Annotated in this window: 14 protein-coding genes; 2 read left to right on the forward strand and 12 right to left on the reverse strand. The window is 43.2% G+C overall.

What is annotated here, in order from left to right; translation table 11 throughout:
* Positions 1 to 4 precede the first annotated feature (4 nt).
* On the reverse strand, positions 5 to 1,612 hold the full coding sequence (locus tag ACFQ3S_RS06485; protein ID WP_377162494.1) for an MFS transporter: 1,608 nt from the start codon (positions 1,610 to 1,612) through the stop codon (positions 5 to 7).
* A 153-nt stretch (positions 1,613 to 1,765) separates the two neighbouring features.
* Here ACFQ3S_RS06485 and ACFQ3S_RS06490 point away from each other — a divergent pair, with 153 nt between their 5' ends.
* A complete protein-coding gene (locus ACFQ3S_RS06490) occupies positions 1,766 to 2,422 on the forward strand; it encodes a LysE family translocator (protein ID WP_377162496.1) in 657 nt (218 codons plus the stop codon).
* A 71-nt stretch (positions 2,423 to 2,493) separates the two neighbouring features.
* Positions 2,494 to 3,021, forward strand: coding sequence for a hypothetical protein (locus ACFQ3S_RS06495; protein WP_377162498.1), 528 nt, complete (start codon positions 2,494 to 2,496; stop codon positions 3,019 to 3,021).
* Between the two features lie 89 nt (positions 3,022 to 3,110).
* Here the strand turns inward: ACFQ3S_RS06495 and ACFQ3S_RS06500 are convergent, their stop codons facing one another.
* From ACFQ3S_RS06500 to ACFQ3S_RS06550, 11 genes are all read right to left on the reverse strand, one after another.
* Positions 3,111 to 5,018 carry an amidophosphoribosyltransferase gene (locus ACFQ3S_RS06500; RefSeq protein ID WP_377162500.1) on the reverse strand — a complete coding sequence of 636 codons (1,908 nt, stop codon included), beginning with the start codon at positions 5,016 to 5,018 and terminating at the stop codon, positions 3,111 to 3,113.
* Positions 5,019 to 5,149: 131 nt separating this feature from the next.
* Complete coding sequence (locus ACFQ3S_RS06505; protein WP_377162502.1) at positions 5,150 to 6,649, reverse strand: NADH-quinone oxidoreductase subunit N; 1,500 nt, start codon at positions 6,647 to 6,649, stop codon at positions 5,150 to 5,152.
* A 1-nt stretch (position 6,650) separates the two neighbouring features.
* Positions 6,651 to 8,249, reverse strand: a complete 1,599-nt coding sequence (locus tag ACFQ3S_RS06510) for a complex I subunit 4 family protein (protein WP_377162504.1) — start codon at positions 8,247 to 8,249, stop codon at positions 6,651 to 6,653.
* Between the two features lie 5 nt (positions 8,250 to 8,254).
* Positions 8,255 to 10,312 carry an NADH-quinone oxidoreductase subunit 5 family protein gene (locus ACFQ3S_RS06515; protein WP_377162506.1) on the reverse strand — a complete coding sequence of 686 codons (2,058 nt, stop codon included), beginning with the start codon at positions 10,310 to 10,312 and terminating at the stop codon, positions 8,255 to 8,257.
* 1 nt (position 10,313) lies between these two features.
* The gene (nuoK, locus tag ACFQ3S_RS06520; RefSeq protein WP_377162653.1) at positions 10,314 to 10,619 is read right to left on the reverse strand and encodes an NADH-quinone oxidoreductase subunit NuoK; all 306 of its coding nucleotides are present in this window, start codon (positions 10,617 to 10,619) and stop codon (positions 10,314 to 10,316) included.
* The gene (locus ACFQ3S_RS06525) at positions 10,619 to 11,140 is read right to left on the reverse strand and encodes an NADH-quinone oxidoreductase subunit J family protein (protein ID WP_377162508.1); all 522 of its coding nucleotides are present in this window, start codon (positions 11,138 to 11,140) and stop codon (positions 10,619 to 10,621) included. Before ACFQ3S_RS06525 ends, nuoK begins: the two co-directional genes overlap by 1 nt.
* 26 nt (positions 11,141 to 11,166) lie before the next feature.
* Positions 11,167 to 11,760 carry a 4Fe-4S dicluster domain-containing protein gene (locus tag ACFQ3S_RS06530; protein ID WP_377162510.1) on the reverse strand — a complete coding sequence of 198 codons (594 nt, stop codon included), beginning with the start codon at positions 11,758 to 11,760 and terminating at the stop codon, positions 11,167 to 11,169.
* 138 nt (positions 11,761 to 11,898) lie between these two features.
* Positions 11,899 to 12,969, reverse strand: a complete 1,071-nt coding sequence (gene nuoH / locus ACFQ3S_RS06535; RefSeq protein ID WP_377162512.1) for an NADH-quinone oxidoreductase subunit NuoH — start codon at positions 12,967 to 12,969, stop codon at positions 11,899 to 11,901.
* A 381-nt stretch (positions 12,970 to 13,350) separates the two neighbouring features.
* Positions 13,351 to 14,184, reverse strand: coding sequence for a glutamate racemase (gene murI, locus ACFQ3S_RS06540; protein WP_377162514.1), 834 nt, complete (start codon positions 14,182 to 14,184; stop codon positions 13,351 to 13,353).
* Between the two features lie 64 nt (positions 14,185 to 14,248).
* The gene (locus tag ACFQ3S_RS06545) at positions 14,249 to 14,761 is read right to left on the reverse strand and encodes an OmpH family outer membrane protein (protein WP_377162516.1); all 513 of its coding nucleotides are present in this window, start codon (positions 14,759 to 14,761) and stop codon (positions 14,249 to 14,251) included.
* Between the two features lie 50 nt (positions 14,762 to 14,811).
* Positions 14,812 to 15,342: an OmpH family outer membrane protein gene (locus ACFQ3S_RS06550; protein ID WP_377162518.1), complete on the reverse strand. Its 531-nt coding sequence runs from the start codon at positions 15,340 to 15,342 to the stop codon at positions 14,812 to 14,814.
* Positions 15,343 to 15,351: the final 9 nt, after the last annotated feature.

A 15,351-nucleotide genomic window follows, 5' to 3' on the forward strand; every position in this document is an offset into this window, starting at 1 on the left:
CCTTTTAATGGCCGCCGCCAGCTTCCACATGATCAAGGTCGATGCCTTGCTTTCTTAATTCACCGCTTACCTTCCAGGCAAAAAACGCCAGGTAAGCAAAGCCCAGTACCGGTACAATGTACGACAGGTGAATACCGCTGGTATCGGCCAAAATACCCTGTACAGGCGGAATAATTGCGCCACCAAGAATCATCATAATTAAAAAGGCCGAACCCTGACTGGTATATTTACCTAAACCGGTTATGGATAAAGCAAAAATGGAAGGCCACATAATAGAACAACATAAACCACCGCTAATGAAAGCGAAGGTGGATACGATACCAGTTGTAAATAAGCCTATCAGCATAAAAGCAATACCTAATATACCAAATACGGTAAGCGTACGGGCCGGTTTTTGCTTCCCCAAAAAGAAAGCGATTACCATCACTACAATACATATAGCATAAGGAAATAAATGACTGATTTTAGCACCGGTTAAATAGTTTACAAACAATACAACGCCAAATGCCACAAACGGCATTATAACCGTTAAAATATATTTGGTTGATGTTTTTAAATTGAAAGCTCCCACTGCACCAGCCCAGCGACCAATCATCAAGCTACCCCAATATAAAGAAATAAAAGGTGCTATAGATTTTTCAGAGTAACCGCCAAACTCAGGCAGTTTAAGCAGCGCTCCCATGTTACTTTGAATAGTAACCTCGGTACCTACATAGGTAAAAATAGCCAGCATACCGTAAATTAGCTGTGGGTATTGCATAGCACCCCAGCCCCTGTTATCTTTTTGTGCCGATAATAACGACCCAATAAGCGTAATTAAAATAATGGCTAAAGAAGCATATACAAAATAAGCTTTTGACAATCCGGTATAATTACTTAACGGGCTGGCAGCTAATATCAAGCAAAAAGCAACAAAAATAACACCCAGCGGTAAATTAGCTTTATGACTTTGCTCTATCTTTTCATCGCTGGTTACTTTAGGCAGGTTTGATATGTAGAAAAATGCCGCTACTGCTATAAACAAGCCCGCTAAGGCGTAGTAAAGATTATTAACCGATGCTATATCAACCTTAACGTTACTAGTTTCCTTAGCGGTGCCAAATAGCATCACACCTACTATAACGGGTCCCATTAAGCCACCAAAGTTATTAACGGCACCTGCAAAGTTCAAGCGGTTTGCACCTGTTTCGGGCGTTCCTAAAGCTATAACAAACGGGTTAGCAGCTGTTTGCTGCAAGGAAAATCCAATGGCTATCACAAAGAATGCAGCAAGGATAAATCCAAAAGCACCTGAGCCAATGGCCGGAACCATGCCTAAAGCGCCTACTGCCGAAATAACCAAACCAAGGATGATCCCGTTTTTGTAACCCAGTTTATTTAAAATATCTACCCGGCTGGCTTGCGATGCGAAGTACAATATCAACGAGCCAATGAAATATCCACCGTAAAAGGTAAAATCTATCAACTGCGATTCGAACTGAGTTAAACTAAAATGCTCCTTGCAAAAAGGAATAAATATGCCGTTTGAGGCGGCCAAAAATCCCCAGAAAAAGAAAACTGTAATTAAAGTATAAAGGGCTGAGCCGTAATTTTTTGACGTAGTATCTTGCATATTAAGCGGTTGTTAACTGGCATTTAAGTCTACTAACATAAATCAATTTTTGTGATTTTTAGTCATACTTTTACAACTAATTCGTCAACATTATTAACTTTTTTTGTTTAACAGATATGTTGCATATTCGTGAAAGGTTAATTTACCTGTAAAATGTTTGAAGCTATTATTTCAGGAATTGGTATCGGGCTTGTGCTCACGTTTTTAACCGGTCCTGTATTTTTCTCTTTAATTAAAACCAGCATCGAAAGAGGCTTCAGGGCCGGGTCGGCGCTGGCACTGGGTGTGGTTTGCAGCGATGTGGTATTTGTTGGCGCCATCATATTCGGCTCCCAATTTTTTGACGTGCCCGATAAAGTTAAATTTTGGCTGGGCGTTTTTGGTAGCATTATCCTGCTCCTGATAGGTATTTATTACATTTCTAAAAAGGCCGAAGTAAGCTACAATGCGCACACACCGCCAACTGTTAACCGTGCCGGTTACTTTTTTAAAGGATTTTTAATGTGCATTTTTAATCCTACCCTGCTCTTTCATTGGATAACCGTTATTGGAACGGCCAGTACGGTATATCACGAAGGTGTGGCCAACCGAAAGTTAAAAATTGCGGTGATGTTTCTTACTATTTTACTGGTTCAGTTTGGCATGGACCTGGTTAAGGCATTTTATGCCAATAAACTACGCGACCGTATTTCAGTGAAACTGGTACACCGCTTAAACTATGTGGCTGGTGCCGCCCTTATTATAGCCGCATTTGTCATCTTCGACAGGCTGGTAACCCATTATATATTTTCGCCGATAACAACAAGTTGAGTTTTGTGTTATATAACCAGATGTTATGCAATAAACACAGCAGGCATTATGGTTTCATTAAACATATAACCGTGAAAAAGCAATTATTAATCCTAACTTTCATACTCTCGCTATTCGCCGAATTTACTTATGCGCAGGGCAAAGAAAGTCTTAAAATAAGCTGGCCGGGTGAGTATAAATGGAAAGTTGGGGCAGATCAGCAGGTAAAAAACTCCCGCATGATAGAGCTCATTCCAAGCAATGAAACATTAAAGAACTGGACTATTATCGGCACTATGCTCTCTATGCAGGGCGTTAAAAACGTACCCATGAATACGGCCGTTAAAATGACGTTCGATAAGATGAAGGCTAATTCGCCCAAAGCAAGACTGGTAATTATTGAACGCGATGACGCAGCCAAAAACCCGTGGATCATTTTCAAAATAGAATCTCCTTATTTTAATAACAGCAAAACGCCCGAATCTCAGATGTATTACATTATACAGGGCAACGCCAGCCTGTACAGCAACTTTGTAGCCGTTAAGCAAGATCACCTGGGACCGCTTTTTGTAGAAAAGTGGGCCAGGATCTTCAAAAATAGTTCGCTCGTTTATAACTAATATCTCAACAAAAAAGCCTCGTTAGCATAACTAACGGGGCTTATATTTTATAGATATTGAGGAGCTTTAACTACTCTCCACTTATCAACCTACGCGTAAGCACGAATGTTTTTCCCTTCCATCCAGTTGGCAAAGGCTTTATTTACTACCTTATTACCACCAGGGGTTGGGTAATCGCCGCTGAAGTACCAATCGCCCAAATGGTTGGGGCAGGCAATATGCAGGTTATCTAATGTTTGATAAATCACCTGAATTTCGGCATTAGTGCCCTTGGGCGTAATAATCTGGGCAATACGGTCCGAGATCTGCTGATCGGTGAAAGGCTCATAAATGGCTTTAACATAATTTGATACCTCTTCTTTAGGCAAAGCCATACTGGCACTTGCCTTTTGATAAGCCTCCAGTAAAATATCCTCCTGTCCGGTTTCCTTCAACAAGCTCACTGCCGCTTCAAAAGCTACAAACTCACCCATCCGCGACATGTCGATACCGTAACAATCAGGGTAACGGATTTGCGGGGCAGATGATACCACCACGATCTTTTTAGGGCCAAGCCTGTCTAATATTTTCAGGATACTTTGTTTCAATGTAGTTCCGCGTACAATCGAATCATCCAGCACTACCAAGGTGTCGGCCCCATTTTTAATTAATCCATAAGTGGTATCATATACGTGCGCAACCATTTCGCTTCGGTCGGCATCCTGGGTTATAAACGTACGAAGCTTCACATCCTTAATGGCAATTTTCTCTACCCTTGGGGCTAAACTCAAAACCTCACTTAGTTCCTCATCGGTAATTTTGTCGTCGCGGTTAAGCAGGCGTTCACGCTGGTATTGTTTAACATACTTATTTATTCCTTCTACCATACCATAAAAAGCAATTTCGGCAGTGTTTGGAATGTATGAAAATACCGTATTCGTAATGTCGTTATCAACGGCCTCTAATATTTGAGGGCATAACAGGCGGCCTAATTGCTTACGCTCGCGGTAAATGGCGGCATCGCTGCCACGCGAGAAATAAATGCGTTCGAAAGAACAAGCTTTTTTCTCTTTAGGCTCGCTAAATTGCTGCTCGCTCACATGCCCGTCTTTTTTGATGATAAGGGCATGGCCTGGTCTAACTTCTCTTATTTTTTCAAACGGAATATTGAAAGCCGTTTGTATGGCCGGGCGCTCGGAAGTAGCTACCACAATTTCGTCATCATAATAGTAATAAGCCGGCCGGATTCCCGCCGGATCACGCATGATAAACGCATCTCCATGACCGAATATCCCTGCTATGGTGTAGCCCCCATCCCAGCTCTTAGCCGATTTTTTCAAGATTTTGGCTACGTCCATATTATCGGCTATCATTTTGGTGATCTCTATATTATCGTCGCTGCCTTCACGCTTAAACTGATCAAATAATCCCTGCACTTCACTATCCAGGAAATGGCCTATTTTTTCGAGCACGGTAACCGTATCCGCTTTTTCTTTAGGATGCTGGCCCAATTCGTAAAGCTGCTCTAAAAGCTCCTCTACATTAGTCATATTAAAATTACCAGCTATAACCAGGTTACGGGTCATCCAGTTGTTTTGACGCAGAAAGGGGTGGCAGCTTTCAATACTGTTTTTGCCGTGTGTACCGTAACGCAGATGCCCTAATAATACTTCACCGGTAAAACTGATATTTTCTTTCAGCCATTCCGTATCCTTCATTTTTTCGGGATACTCTTTCTCCACATCCGCAAACTTCTTTTGAATGTACTCAAAAATGTCGGCCACAGCATTGCTGGCCATTGACCGATGACGGCTGATATATCGCTTACCCGGAGCTATATCCAGTTTAATGGTGGCAACGCCCGCACCATCCTGGCCACGGTTATGCTGTTTTTCCATTAACAGATATAGCTTGTTTAAGCCATAAAGTGCCGTACCATATTTTTGCTGATAGTATGAGAGAGGTTTTAAAAGGCGGATAAAAGCCACGCCGCATTCATGCTTAATCTGATCGCTCATGATTTGAAATGAAGCCACAAAAGTAAGATTTTTTCTGTCTACTTAGTAGGAATAATTGTCATTATAAAGCATTTAAATTCCCGGTACGCAATTATTAATCTAACCTTACTTTAACAGCGCGATCATGCTGTTTAAATAAAGTTAGCCAGCAAATTTGGCAGTATTCCTATCAAAAGTGTGAAGATGGATATAATAACGATCATGATCAGCAGTTTTTTGTTTGCCGGATAATAACCTGAATCTTCTTCGGCCTTTTTCAAGAATAAATACAAGGGTATTTTAATATAATAGAACAACGCCACTACCGTAGTTACAGCGCCGGTAACCAACAAGGTCAGGAATAAGATATTGTGCCCGTTTTGATATGCCGAATACACCGACGAGAACACCAGCACCTTGGCATTGAACCCCGCCGATACCGGGATACCTGTTAACGAAATAAGCAGCAGCACAAAACACACCGATGCCACCGGGTATTGCGCTCCCAAGCCTTTAAGGTTATGCAAGGTATGCGCCTTCATGGTGTTGGCAAAATAGCTGGCCAGGGCCAAAACGCCAATATTGGCAACCGCGTAAACTGCAAGATAAAAGCTTAACGCATTTATACCCTGTTGGGTAAAGGTTGCAATGGACATAAGCGCAAAACCGGTATGCCCAATACTGGAATAGGCCAGCATGCGTTTGATGTTTTGCTGCCATATTGCAGCAAAATTACCAGCTATCATAGTAACTATGCCGGCTATAGAAACAATCCATACAAAATCTAACCTGTTCCATACAGGATTGGAAATAAATGGGGTTAAAAAGGTAATCAACAATCCAAAACCTGCAATTTTAGGCAGGGTAGACAGGTAGGCCGTTACCGGTGTGCTGGCCCCCTGGTAAACATCGGGCACCCAAAAGTGAAGGGGTACAAACGATAGCTTAAAAGCGATACCCGCCAGTATCAATACAACCGATAAGGCAACCATCATGCCGTTGGCTTGCTGCAAATTGGGTATGGTTTGTGGGGCGAAAAGATCGATAGTGCCGCTTAGCCCGTAAAATAGCGACATGCCATATAGCATTACCGCCGATGATGCCATACCAAACAATACATACTTCAGGGCAGCCTCGGCACTAAAGCCGCTTTCGGTGCGGTAAGCCACTAATAGGTACGAAGCAATGGAAACCATTTCAACCGATAAAAATATCGTTAAAAAGGTAGATGACATCAGCATTAAATGCAATCCCAAAACTGAGGCTATCATAATAGTATAAGCATCACCCAATCCTTTGGTATGCGCTTTTAACTGATCGTCCCACGGAAAATATAGCAGCAATATAAATGCTAATGCATCAATAGTAACTTTCAGCACAATATTGCTATGGTACAGTATAAGGTTATTGTTAAACAACGAAAGCACATCCTGCTTTACCTGCAGGTCCTGCCCCATATCGGCGGCTAAAACCAACAACATACCCGCACAGGCCAGCATACGACAGGCGTCACCACGGTCTTTACGGTAAATGAGATCTACAGCCAGTATCAGCAGAAACAATACCATAAGGCATAACTCTGGCCGAAACAGTTGCAGGCTGCTAAGCACATCATTGAGCTGCTGATGGATATATGGCAAAAACTGCTGCATATTAACGAGCCATCTGTTTAGTAAATTCAACCAGAGCCAGTACCGAGTCATTAATTTTGCTAAACACCAGCGAAGGCATTACGCCCAACACTAAAGCCAGCACGGCCAGCGGGAATAAGGCCAGCTTTTCCCGAACGGCCAAACCGGTTAAGGCTTGTTTCCAGGCATCGCCGCCTTTTAATAATTCTTTGCCGAAGAACATACGCTGTAAGGTCCACAAAAAGTATGCGGCACTCAGCAATATACCCACCGAACCGCAAACGGCCATCCAGTGAGGTATCAGGGTTGATTTAAAAGCACCTGTCAATGTAAAAGCTTCGGCGATAAAGGCTGAAAAGCCGGGCAAGCCTAAAGATGCAAAGAAAGCGATCATTACATAAGTAGTGTATTGCGGATTCACAGTTGCCAGTCCGCGGAAGTTGTAAATATCCCTATCGTGTACGCGAGTGTAAACCACCCCTACCAAAAAAAACAGCATCGACGATAAAAAGCCGTGACTGATCATCTGCATCATGGCGCCACTAACCCCTTCGGCTGTTTGTGAGGCTAAGCCCAACAACACAAAACCCATGTGCGATACCGAGGAATAAGCGATTAAACGTTTCAGATCGCGCTGGGCCAGGGCATTTAACGCACCGTATAATATCGACACTACACCCAATAATCCTAACCAAAAGGCTCCTGATATAGCCACTTCGGGGAAAATACCCATGCAAATACGGATGATACCATAACCGCCTACTTTTAGCAGTACTCCGGCCAGTATGATCGACACCGGCGTAGGCGCTTCCACGTGCGCGTCGGGTAGCCAGGTATGCAAGGGCACTACAGGAACCTTAATAGCAAAGGCCACAAATAACACCACAAAACCAAGCACACGTGCCGAGATACCAAATAAAGTTTGATGCCCCAATACCGAAAACACCGAACCTTGCTGGTAATTGGCGGGGTTCATCATTTGTATGATATTGAAGGTATGATTACCTGTAGCCGGATCGGTGACCGACAGGTATAAACCTACCATAATGAGCAGCATGAAAACAGAACCGAACAGCGTGTATAAGAAGAATTTAATAGCCGCATACTCACGCCGTACCCCGCCCCACATACCAATGAGAAAGTAAAGTGGCAAGAGCATTAACTCATAAAAGAGATAAAACAGGAAGAAATCCAGCGCGCAAAACACGCCAGCCACGGCCATATCCAGCATCAGGAACAATACAAAGAAGCCTTTCAAGTTGCTTTTGATTTCCCATGATGCCAGCACGGCAATCACCATTACTACGGCCGTCATTACCAGCAACAGTACCGATATACCGTCGATACCCACAAAGTAATCGATCTGCATTTTACCCGCGCTGCCCAAATCCAGACTAATCCATGGTGCTTTTTGAACGAACTGAAACTGGCTTTCCTGGTTAATGCCGCCATAAGCTGCACCTGTTTTAAAGTTGCAATACAGGAAAATACTTAACCCTAACTGTATGAGCGTAGCTGCTAAAGTGATATACTTAAAACTTTGCTTTAAAGAAGAAGGCAGCGCCAAAATGAGCAGCCCAAACAAGGCAGGAATAAATATTAATAGGGTTAATATATTCATCAGGTTCAGATCAATAATTTAATAATAAACACGGCCAGCACTATGGCCAGCATGCTAAACAAATAGTACTGCACACGCCCGCTTTGAAAGCCACGGAAAAAATCACCCATGAGTTTAACCAGTTGGGTTATTAGTAGCAAAGTGCCATCCACAATATAGCGGTCGGTCCATGCGGCAAGGCCCGATAGCAAGATTAGTGTAAGTTGCAGCAAATGTAAAAAACCATCCACTATAATACGGTCCAACCAAAACAGGGCATTGCTCAGCAGCAGTACAGCTTTAACAATAACCTGCCGATAAAAAGTATCGATATACCAATGGTGATACGAAAGCCGGAACAGAAAATTGGTTTGCGAAAACACCAGTTTGCTTTGCTGAATGTAAACAGCAAATGCCCAATAAACTATAAATACGCTGGCGATATTAATTCCTGCAGGTATTATGGTATGGTAGATGCTTTCCCGCGCTAAGTAATCTGTAGGTACAAATCCCTTATGCAGCCAGGCATGTTCATACAACAGCGGATGCAAAGAGAATAGCGGGAACAGGCAGCACAGCGATAAAAAGATCAGCGGAATACGAAAAGCCCAGCTCCCATCGCTAATGTGCAGGTGAATATTGGGTAAAACCTCTTTCAGCTTAAACTCGCCGAAGAATACTTTAAAAATTAAACGGGCTACATAAAATGCGGTAAGGCAACTGGTCAATAAAATACTGACAGGTATAATTTTGTACCAGGCACCTTTACCATCGGCCCATTCAAAAGCCTGGATGAGGATGCTATCTTTAGATAAATACCCCGATGTTAAAGGCAACCCAACCAATGCCAGGCAGCCAATAACAGTTGCTATAAAGGTAAGCGGCATTTTTTTGCGCAAGCCTCCCATGTACAATATATTCTGCGGATCAATGTCCAGTTGGTGCTCATCTTTAATATGCTGCATTTCGTGAATAATTACACCAGCACATAAAAATAGCAAGCACTTGAAAAACGCGTGCGTAGCCAAATGAAACAACGATGAAGCATAGGCGTTGATCCCCATAGCCATAATCATATACCCCAGTTGCGATATGGTAGAATATGCCAAGATGCGCTTCAAATCATTTTGCGTAAGGGCAATGGTCGCCGCCAAAAAAGCCGTAAAGCATCCTATAATAGCTAAGGTATTCAGCTCGTAAACGTTGAACATAGGATACACCCTGCCCAACAAAAACACACCCGCCGCAACCATAGTAGCTGCGTGGATTAAGGCAGATACCGAAGTTGGTCCCTCCATGGCATCGGGCAGCCAGGTATGTAATGGGAACTGCGCCGATTTAGCTGCCACCGCTAAGAATATGCCCACGAAAGCTACGTATTGCCAAACTTCAGGCATTTGCCCGGCAGGACTAATCCACACACCATTTTGTATAACCGACCGGTACACCAAACCATTATCGCCAAATAACTGAACCAGATCGAACGTATGGAACTGGGCAAACAAGATAATGATAGCCGAAAGCAGACCAATATCCCCTATCCTGTTCATGATGAACGCCTTTTTGTTAGCTTGTACGGCGCTATCTTTCGTAAACCAAAAACCTATGAGCAGGTACGATGAAAAACCCACCAGTTCCCAAAAAGCATACAACAAAACCAGGCTATCAATCACTACCAATGCCAGCATGCTAAAGCAAAAGAAACTGAGGTAAGTAAAGTAGCGGTTTTGCTCAGCCGTTTTAATGTAGGCAGTAGAATATACATGCACCGGCAAGGCGATCACCGTAACCAGCAGCAACATAAATACCGAAAGGTTATTCAACAACATCCCTGCGTAAACCGGCGTAGCGCCAATGGTAAACCACAATTGCTGGACATGGATCAGTGATTTATTCCAAACCTCAGCAAAAACCATAGCGGCCAGTACAACACTTACCAATATAGCCCCGGCTGATATAAAACCTGATATTTTACCGCTTTTACCTAGTAGCAATAAATTAATTATCGACGCAATAAGCGGCAACACCACGGCAGCAAGGGCGTAGTTTATAGTTGAAGCGTTATGTAAAAGCGTATAGGTCAATTTAATCTTTTAACTGGTTAACTTTCCCCGGATCAATTGTTCTATAACGGCGGTACACATTAAGCACAATAGCTAAAGCAACCGCTGTTGAGGCAGCAGCTAATATAATGGCAAACAGGGCAAATGTTTGTCCGCTATTTTTTAACTGGTCGAACTTGCCAAACGCCACTAAGTTTAAAATAGCCGCGTTTAGCATTAATTCAATGCCAATCAGTATTTGAATAGCATTCTTCTTCGACAGGATAATGTACAGCCCGATGCTAAACAAACCCGCGCTCACCAGCAGGTAATGGGTAAGGGTGATCATCATGTTGCTACTTCCTCCTTACGCGATAAGTGTGCCGCCCCTACCAAGGCCATCAGTAATAAAATAGAGATCACTTCAAAAGGCAACAGGTAATTGGTCATGAGGTTTACGCCCAGGTTGTTGATAGTTATCGTTTGAGGGGTTATCACATTATGCGAGGCAACCGCTTGCTTTAACCAACCGGCATCATCAACATTTGCCTTAATAAAAACATTGGCCAGCACTATAAAAAACAGCGAAGCCAGCAACAAGGCAGGCAAGTTATTTACGGAAAGTAAGCGGTTGTTCTGCTGTTGTAAACCTTCCAATGCCTCACGGCCTGAGAGCATAAAGGCGAACAGGATGAGCACTAAAATGCCGCCTACATAAACCACCACCTGGGTTACAGCCACAAAATCGGCCAGGCAAAGCACGTACAGGCCGGCCAATGCAAACAGGGTTACAAAGAACATAAACACCGAACGCACCAGGTTTTTACTGGCGGCCACAAATAAAGCCGAACCCAGCACAATGGCTGCCATAAGGTAGAACATTACCGTAACCAACATTATGCGCCGCCCTCCTTTGCTTTCATGGCAGCTTGTTTGGCGGCCATTTTTTCGGCTGCCTGTACCTCAAACTCCTGTTTTTTTTCGGCAATCAATTCGGGGCTCATGTCGGAAAAGCTGTAGGTTAAATCACCTATTTCGTACACGCTGCGGTCATACTGATTGGTCATCACTATACACTCGGTTGGGCATACTACCGTACATAAACCGCAATAAAGGCACTTGGCCATATCTATGTCGAATTTCTCGGCGTATAATCTTTTGGTCGACCCGTCCGAGGTTTGTCCGATAGCCTGTGTAGCCTTAATGGATACAATATCGATACAATCAACCGGACAAATCTTGGCGCAAAGATCGCACACAATACAATCGTCAATCTCCACCTCCAATTGGTAACGGCCTACTTCTGGAATAGGTAACTGTTGTTTGGGATATTGAATGGTATTGGTACCTTCATCTATCTGCTTAAAATAATTGTCGGATTTTACCGAAGTTATGGCACGCTTATGCTTACCAGCAAACATATGATGCAGCGTAAGCCCCAGGCCTTTCCAGGCGGTAACAAATGCGTTATATGTATTTTTAATTAACAACGATCAGAATTTTATTTATTTGTCTGAATCTGAATTTACAGAATTTATGAATTAACAGAATGCTTATACTGTACATCTAATTTCACTGACTCTTGACTCTTGACTCTTGACTCTTGACTCTTGACTCTTGACTCTTGACTACATTACCCACAACCGCCATATCCCCGATATTAACATACAACCAAATGCCAATGGCGTAAGCACTTTCCAGCACAGGTCCATGAGCTGATCAACGCGCAAGCGTGGCAAGGTCCAGCGTATCCATATTTGTACTCCTACCAAAATCAACGATTTGGTAAAAGTCCAGAAAATGCCCCAGGCCATGCCGGTTGTCCAGTCGGCCAGTTTTAAGCTGCCCATATTGGGGAGTATAGTATTCCACCCACCTAAAAATAACACCACGGCAATCATCGATACCAGGAACATCATCGAATACTCAGCTAAAAATACAAAGCCAAAATTCATCCCGGTAAACTCGGTATGAAAACCCGCAACGAGTTCCGATTCGGCTTCGGGAATATCGAACGGCGCCCGGTTACTTTCGGCCAGCGAAGATATGAAGTAGATGACAAAAGCCACCAGTAAATGCGGTGCCTTAAAAACATTCCAGCTGAGTAAACCACCTGAATGCGTTACCTCCCAAATGCCTAAAAACTTCACTTTCTCGGTCGATAATATACCTTGCTGCATTACAATCTCCTGCAAATCGAGCGTTTGGGCGATCATCACCACCGAAATTAAAGCAAAACCTGCCGGAATTTCGTAAGAGATGATCTGTGCTGCCGAACGCATAGCACCTAAAATGGAGTACTTGTTATTCGACCCCCAACCGGCCATTAAAATACCCAATGTTTCAACTGATACAATAGCGAATACATAATAAAGGCCTATATTAATTTTAGATGGAATGAGGTTAGGCCCCCAGGGCAGACAGGCAAAACCCATGTAAACCGATACGAAAATAATCACCGGTGCCAATATAAACAACACCTTATCGGCAGCTTTGGGTATAATAGATTCCTTTTGAAGGAGCTTTAAAGCATCGGCCAGGGTTTGCAGTAAACCGAACTTGCCGGTTTCGGTTGGGCCAAGCCTATCCTGTATAAAAGCAGATACTTTGCGTTCGGCATATACACCAAACAAAGCAAAGAGGGCCGCAAAAGCGAACAGGCCAATAGCTACGATAATATGGGTAATATAAAAACTCAAATACAACGTTTTATACACTAAACCGCAAACTTAGGGAATTAGTTGATTAGTTGAATGGTAAAGCCGTTGATTTGTTTGTATTGTGGTTCGGGGTTCGGGGTTCGGGGTTCGGGGTTCGGGGTTCGGGGTTCGGGGTTCGGGGTTCGGGGTTCGGGGTTCGGGGTTCGGGGTTCTTAGGGAAATTTGAATCGAAGGTGTTTGTTTGGAAAGAGTTTTATCTTCTGCCCTTTCATGGGAGAGGTGCGGCTGGAAAGTGTGTTTCGGGAGAGGTTTGTGAACATTATATAATCCACAGGTTAAACCCCTCCCCAAGGAGGGATAAAGTCCTTTAACAGCCGTAACTCAACCACTTAGCTACTCACTAATCAACCACTGACCAACTTATTTCATGGCAACATAAGATGACATTACTTCAGCATTAAAAAACAGTGACGCATGCTGGTCGAAATCGGCCGTATCATCGGTAGTGGTGAAAAACTGGCGGTTGCCGCCTTTGGTTAGATCTTGTTCTATTTCGGTATGACGTTGCAGATAGTCAGATAAGCTATCGGCTACAATATCGCCCTGGGCTACTACATTAATATGGGGTGGCAAGTAGGCTTTGATTTTATCTTGAAGCAGCGGATAGTGTGTACAGGCCAATAATAAGGTATCGATGTTGGCTGATTGCGCCATAATTTGATCCAAATATTGTTTTACATAGTAATCCGATCCTGGTTTATCGTACTCGCCGTTTTCTATAAGCGGCACCCAAAGCGGACAGGCCTGCTGGTGTACGGTAACCTCAGGAAAAAATTTATTGATTTCGATAGCGTAGGATTGAGATTGTACCGTTCCCTTGGTGCCTAATACACCAATTTCATGGGTTTGGGTGTAATTGCCAATTACTTCGGCCGTTGGCCTGATCACTCCCAGCACGCGCCTATCAGCATACCTACTGTTGGGCATATCTTGCTGTTGAATGGTGCGCAAGGCTTTGGCCGATGCCGTGTTACAAGCTAATATTACTAACGGGCAGCCCTGGTTAAACATCCATTGCACGCACTCCCAGGTGTATTGGTGAATGGTTTTAAACGAGCGGTTACCATACGGCGCGCGCGTATTATCGCCAAAATACAGATAATCGTACCCAGGCAACTTTTCTGCTATAGATCTGAAAACTGTTAACCCGCCTATACCCGAATCAAAAACACCTATTGGTTTGGTAACTTGCATTGTCCAAAAATAAAAAAAAGCGTGTCGCAATGCGGCACGCTTTTTTATCATTAAAAAATGTTTACTACTTTAAACCTAATTTCAGTTTTACTGAAGGTAAAAGGTCGTCACCTGCAGGCGATACGATCAATTCTGTTTGACCTGAATCGATCACATAAGCATATCCTTTTTCTTTAGCAACGGCGGTAACAGCAGCACGGGCTTTATCACCTAATGGTTTATAAAGCTCAGAGCTTTTAGCTTGCACTTGTTGTTGAGCAGTATTCTGGAAATCTTGAATCCGCTTGTTGATGTCTGCTAACTCTGTTTCTGTAGCTGTACGAGTTGCATCAGTCATGGTGGCACTGTTTTTTTGATAAGCTGCTCCTTTAGTTTGCAGCTCGGTGCTCATGGTTTGCAATTGGTCCATGAATGTTTTCTGGTAAGCCTGCAGTTGTGTTTGTACCGGTTTAAGCTCAGGCATTGCTTCTATTAACTGGTTAAAATTAATGTGCCCAATTTTAGTTTGCGCTTTAGCAAATCCCGCCGTCAGTAACATAAAACCTGCAACCAAAGCAACTTTAAATAATCTTTTCATTTGTTCTTTTTCTTCTGTGTTTAATCGTGTGCTATTTTAATCAAAATTTTTTACTTCGCAAAAGCCCCTGGTTTTAAACCTAAACGGGTAACTACCACATCGCTCTTATTGTAACGTGGATTGGCATACAGCATCATTACTTCGCTATTCTTGTCAAATACCATATCCAGGTTTTCGCCTTCGGCTACTGCTTGTATAGCTTTAGACACTCTTTCCTGAATAGGTTTAACCAGGCTGCTGCTTCTTTGTGCCAATTCGCCATCCGGGCCAAATTTAGACCGCTGAAAGTCTTTCGCGGCTTTCTCTTTATCTACAATTTCGGCCTCCCGACGCTTCTTCATATCGGCGGTCATTAAAACCTGATCGGCCTGGTATGATTTGTATAAACGGTCTATTTCCTGAAAACGACCGTCCACTTCTTTTTGCCACTGGTCTGACAAGGCTGCCAATTGCTTTTGCGAAGATGCATATTCGGGCACGTGTCTCAAAATATAATCCGAATCTACATAAGCAAAACGCTGCGCCCATGCGCTTGCCGCACATATCAACGTAAATGTTAAGGTAATAAATATTTTTTTCATGCTATTATT

It is taken from the genome of Mucilaginibacter terrae (genome assembly GCF_042679325.1).
Lineage (GTDB): Bacteria > Bacteroidota > Bacteroidia > Sphingobacteriales > Sphingobacteriaceae > Mucilaginibacter > Mucilaginibacter terrae.

Bases quoted from the DNA above. Each gene is read 5' to 3' on its own strand.
- ACFQ3S_RS06485 (WP_377162494.1), bottom strand. From the start codon at position 1,612: ATGCAAGATACTACGTCAAAAAATTACGGCTCAGCCCTTTATACTTTA.
- ACFQ3S_RS06490 (WP_377162496.1), top strand. From the start codon at position 1,766: ATGTTTGAAGCTATTATTTCAGGAATTGGTATCGGGCTTGTGCTCACG.
- ACFQ3S_RS06500 (WP_377162500.1), bottom strand. From the start codon at position 5,018: ATGAGCGATCAGATTAAGCATGAATGCGGCGTGGCTTTTATCCGCCTT.
- ACFQ3S_RS06505 (WP_377162502.1), bottom strand. From the start codon at position 6,649: ATGCAGCAGTTTTTGCCATATATCCATCAGCAGCTCAATGATGTGCTT.
- ACFQ3S_RS06510 (WP_377162504.1), bottom strand. From the start codon at position 8,249: ATGAATATATTAACCCTATTAATATTTATTCCTGCCTTGTTTGGGCTG.
- nuoK (WP_377162653.1), bottom strand. From the start codon at position 10,619: ATGATCACCCTTACCCATTACCTGCTGGTGAGCGCGGGTTTGTTTAGC.
- ACFQ3S_RS06525 (WP_377162508.1), bottom strand. From the start codon at position 11,140: ATGGCAGCCATTGTGCTGGGTTCGGCTTTATTTGTGGCCGCCAGTAAA.
- murI (WP_377162514.1), bottom strand. From the start codon at position 14,184: ATGCAAGTTACCAAACCAATAGGTGTTTTTGATTCGGGTATAGGCGGG.
- ACFQ3S_RS06545 (WP_377162516.1), bottom strand. From the start codon at position 14,761: ATGAAAAGATTATTTAAAGTTGCTTTGGTTGCAGGTTTTATGTTACTG.
- ACFQ3S_RS06550 (WP_377162518.1), bottom strand. From the start codon at position 15,342: ATGAAAAAAATATTTATTACCTTAACATTTACGTTGATATGTGCGGCA.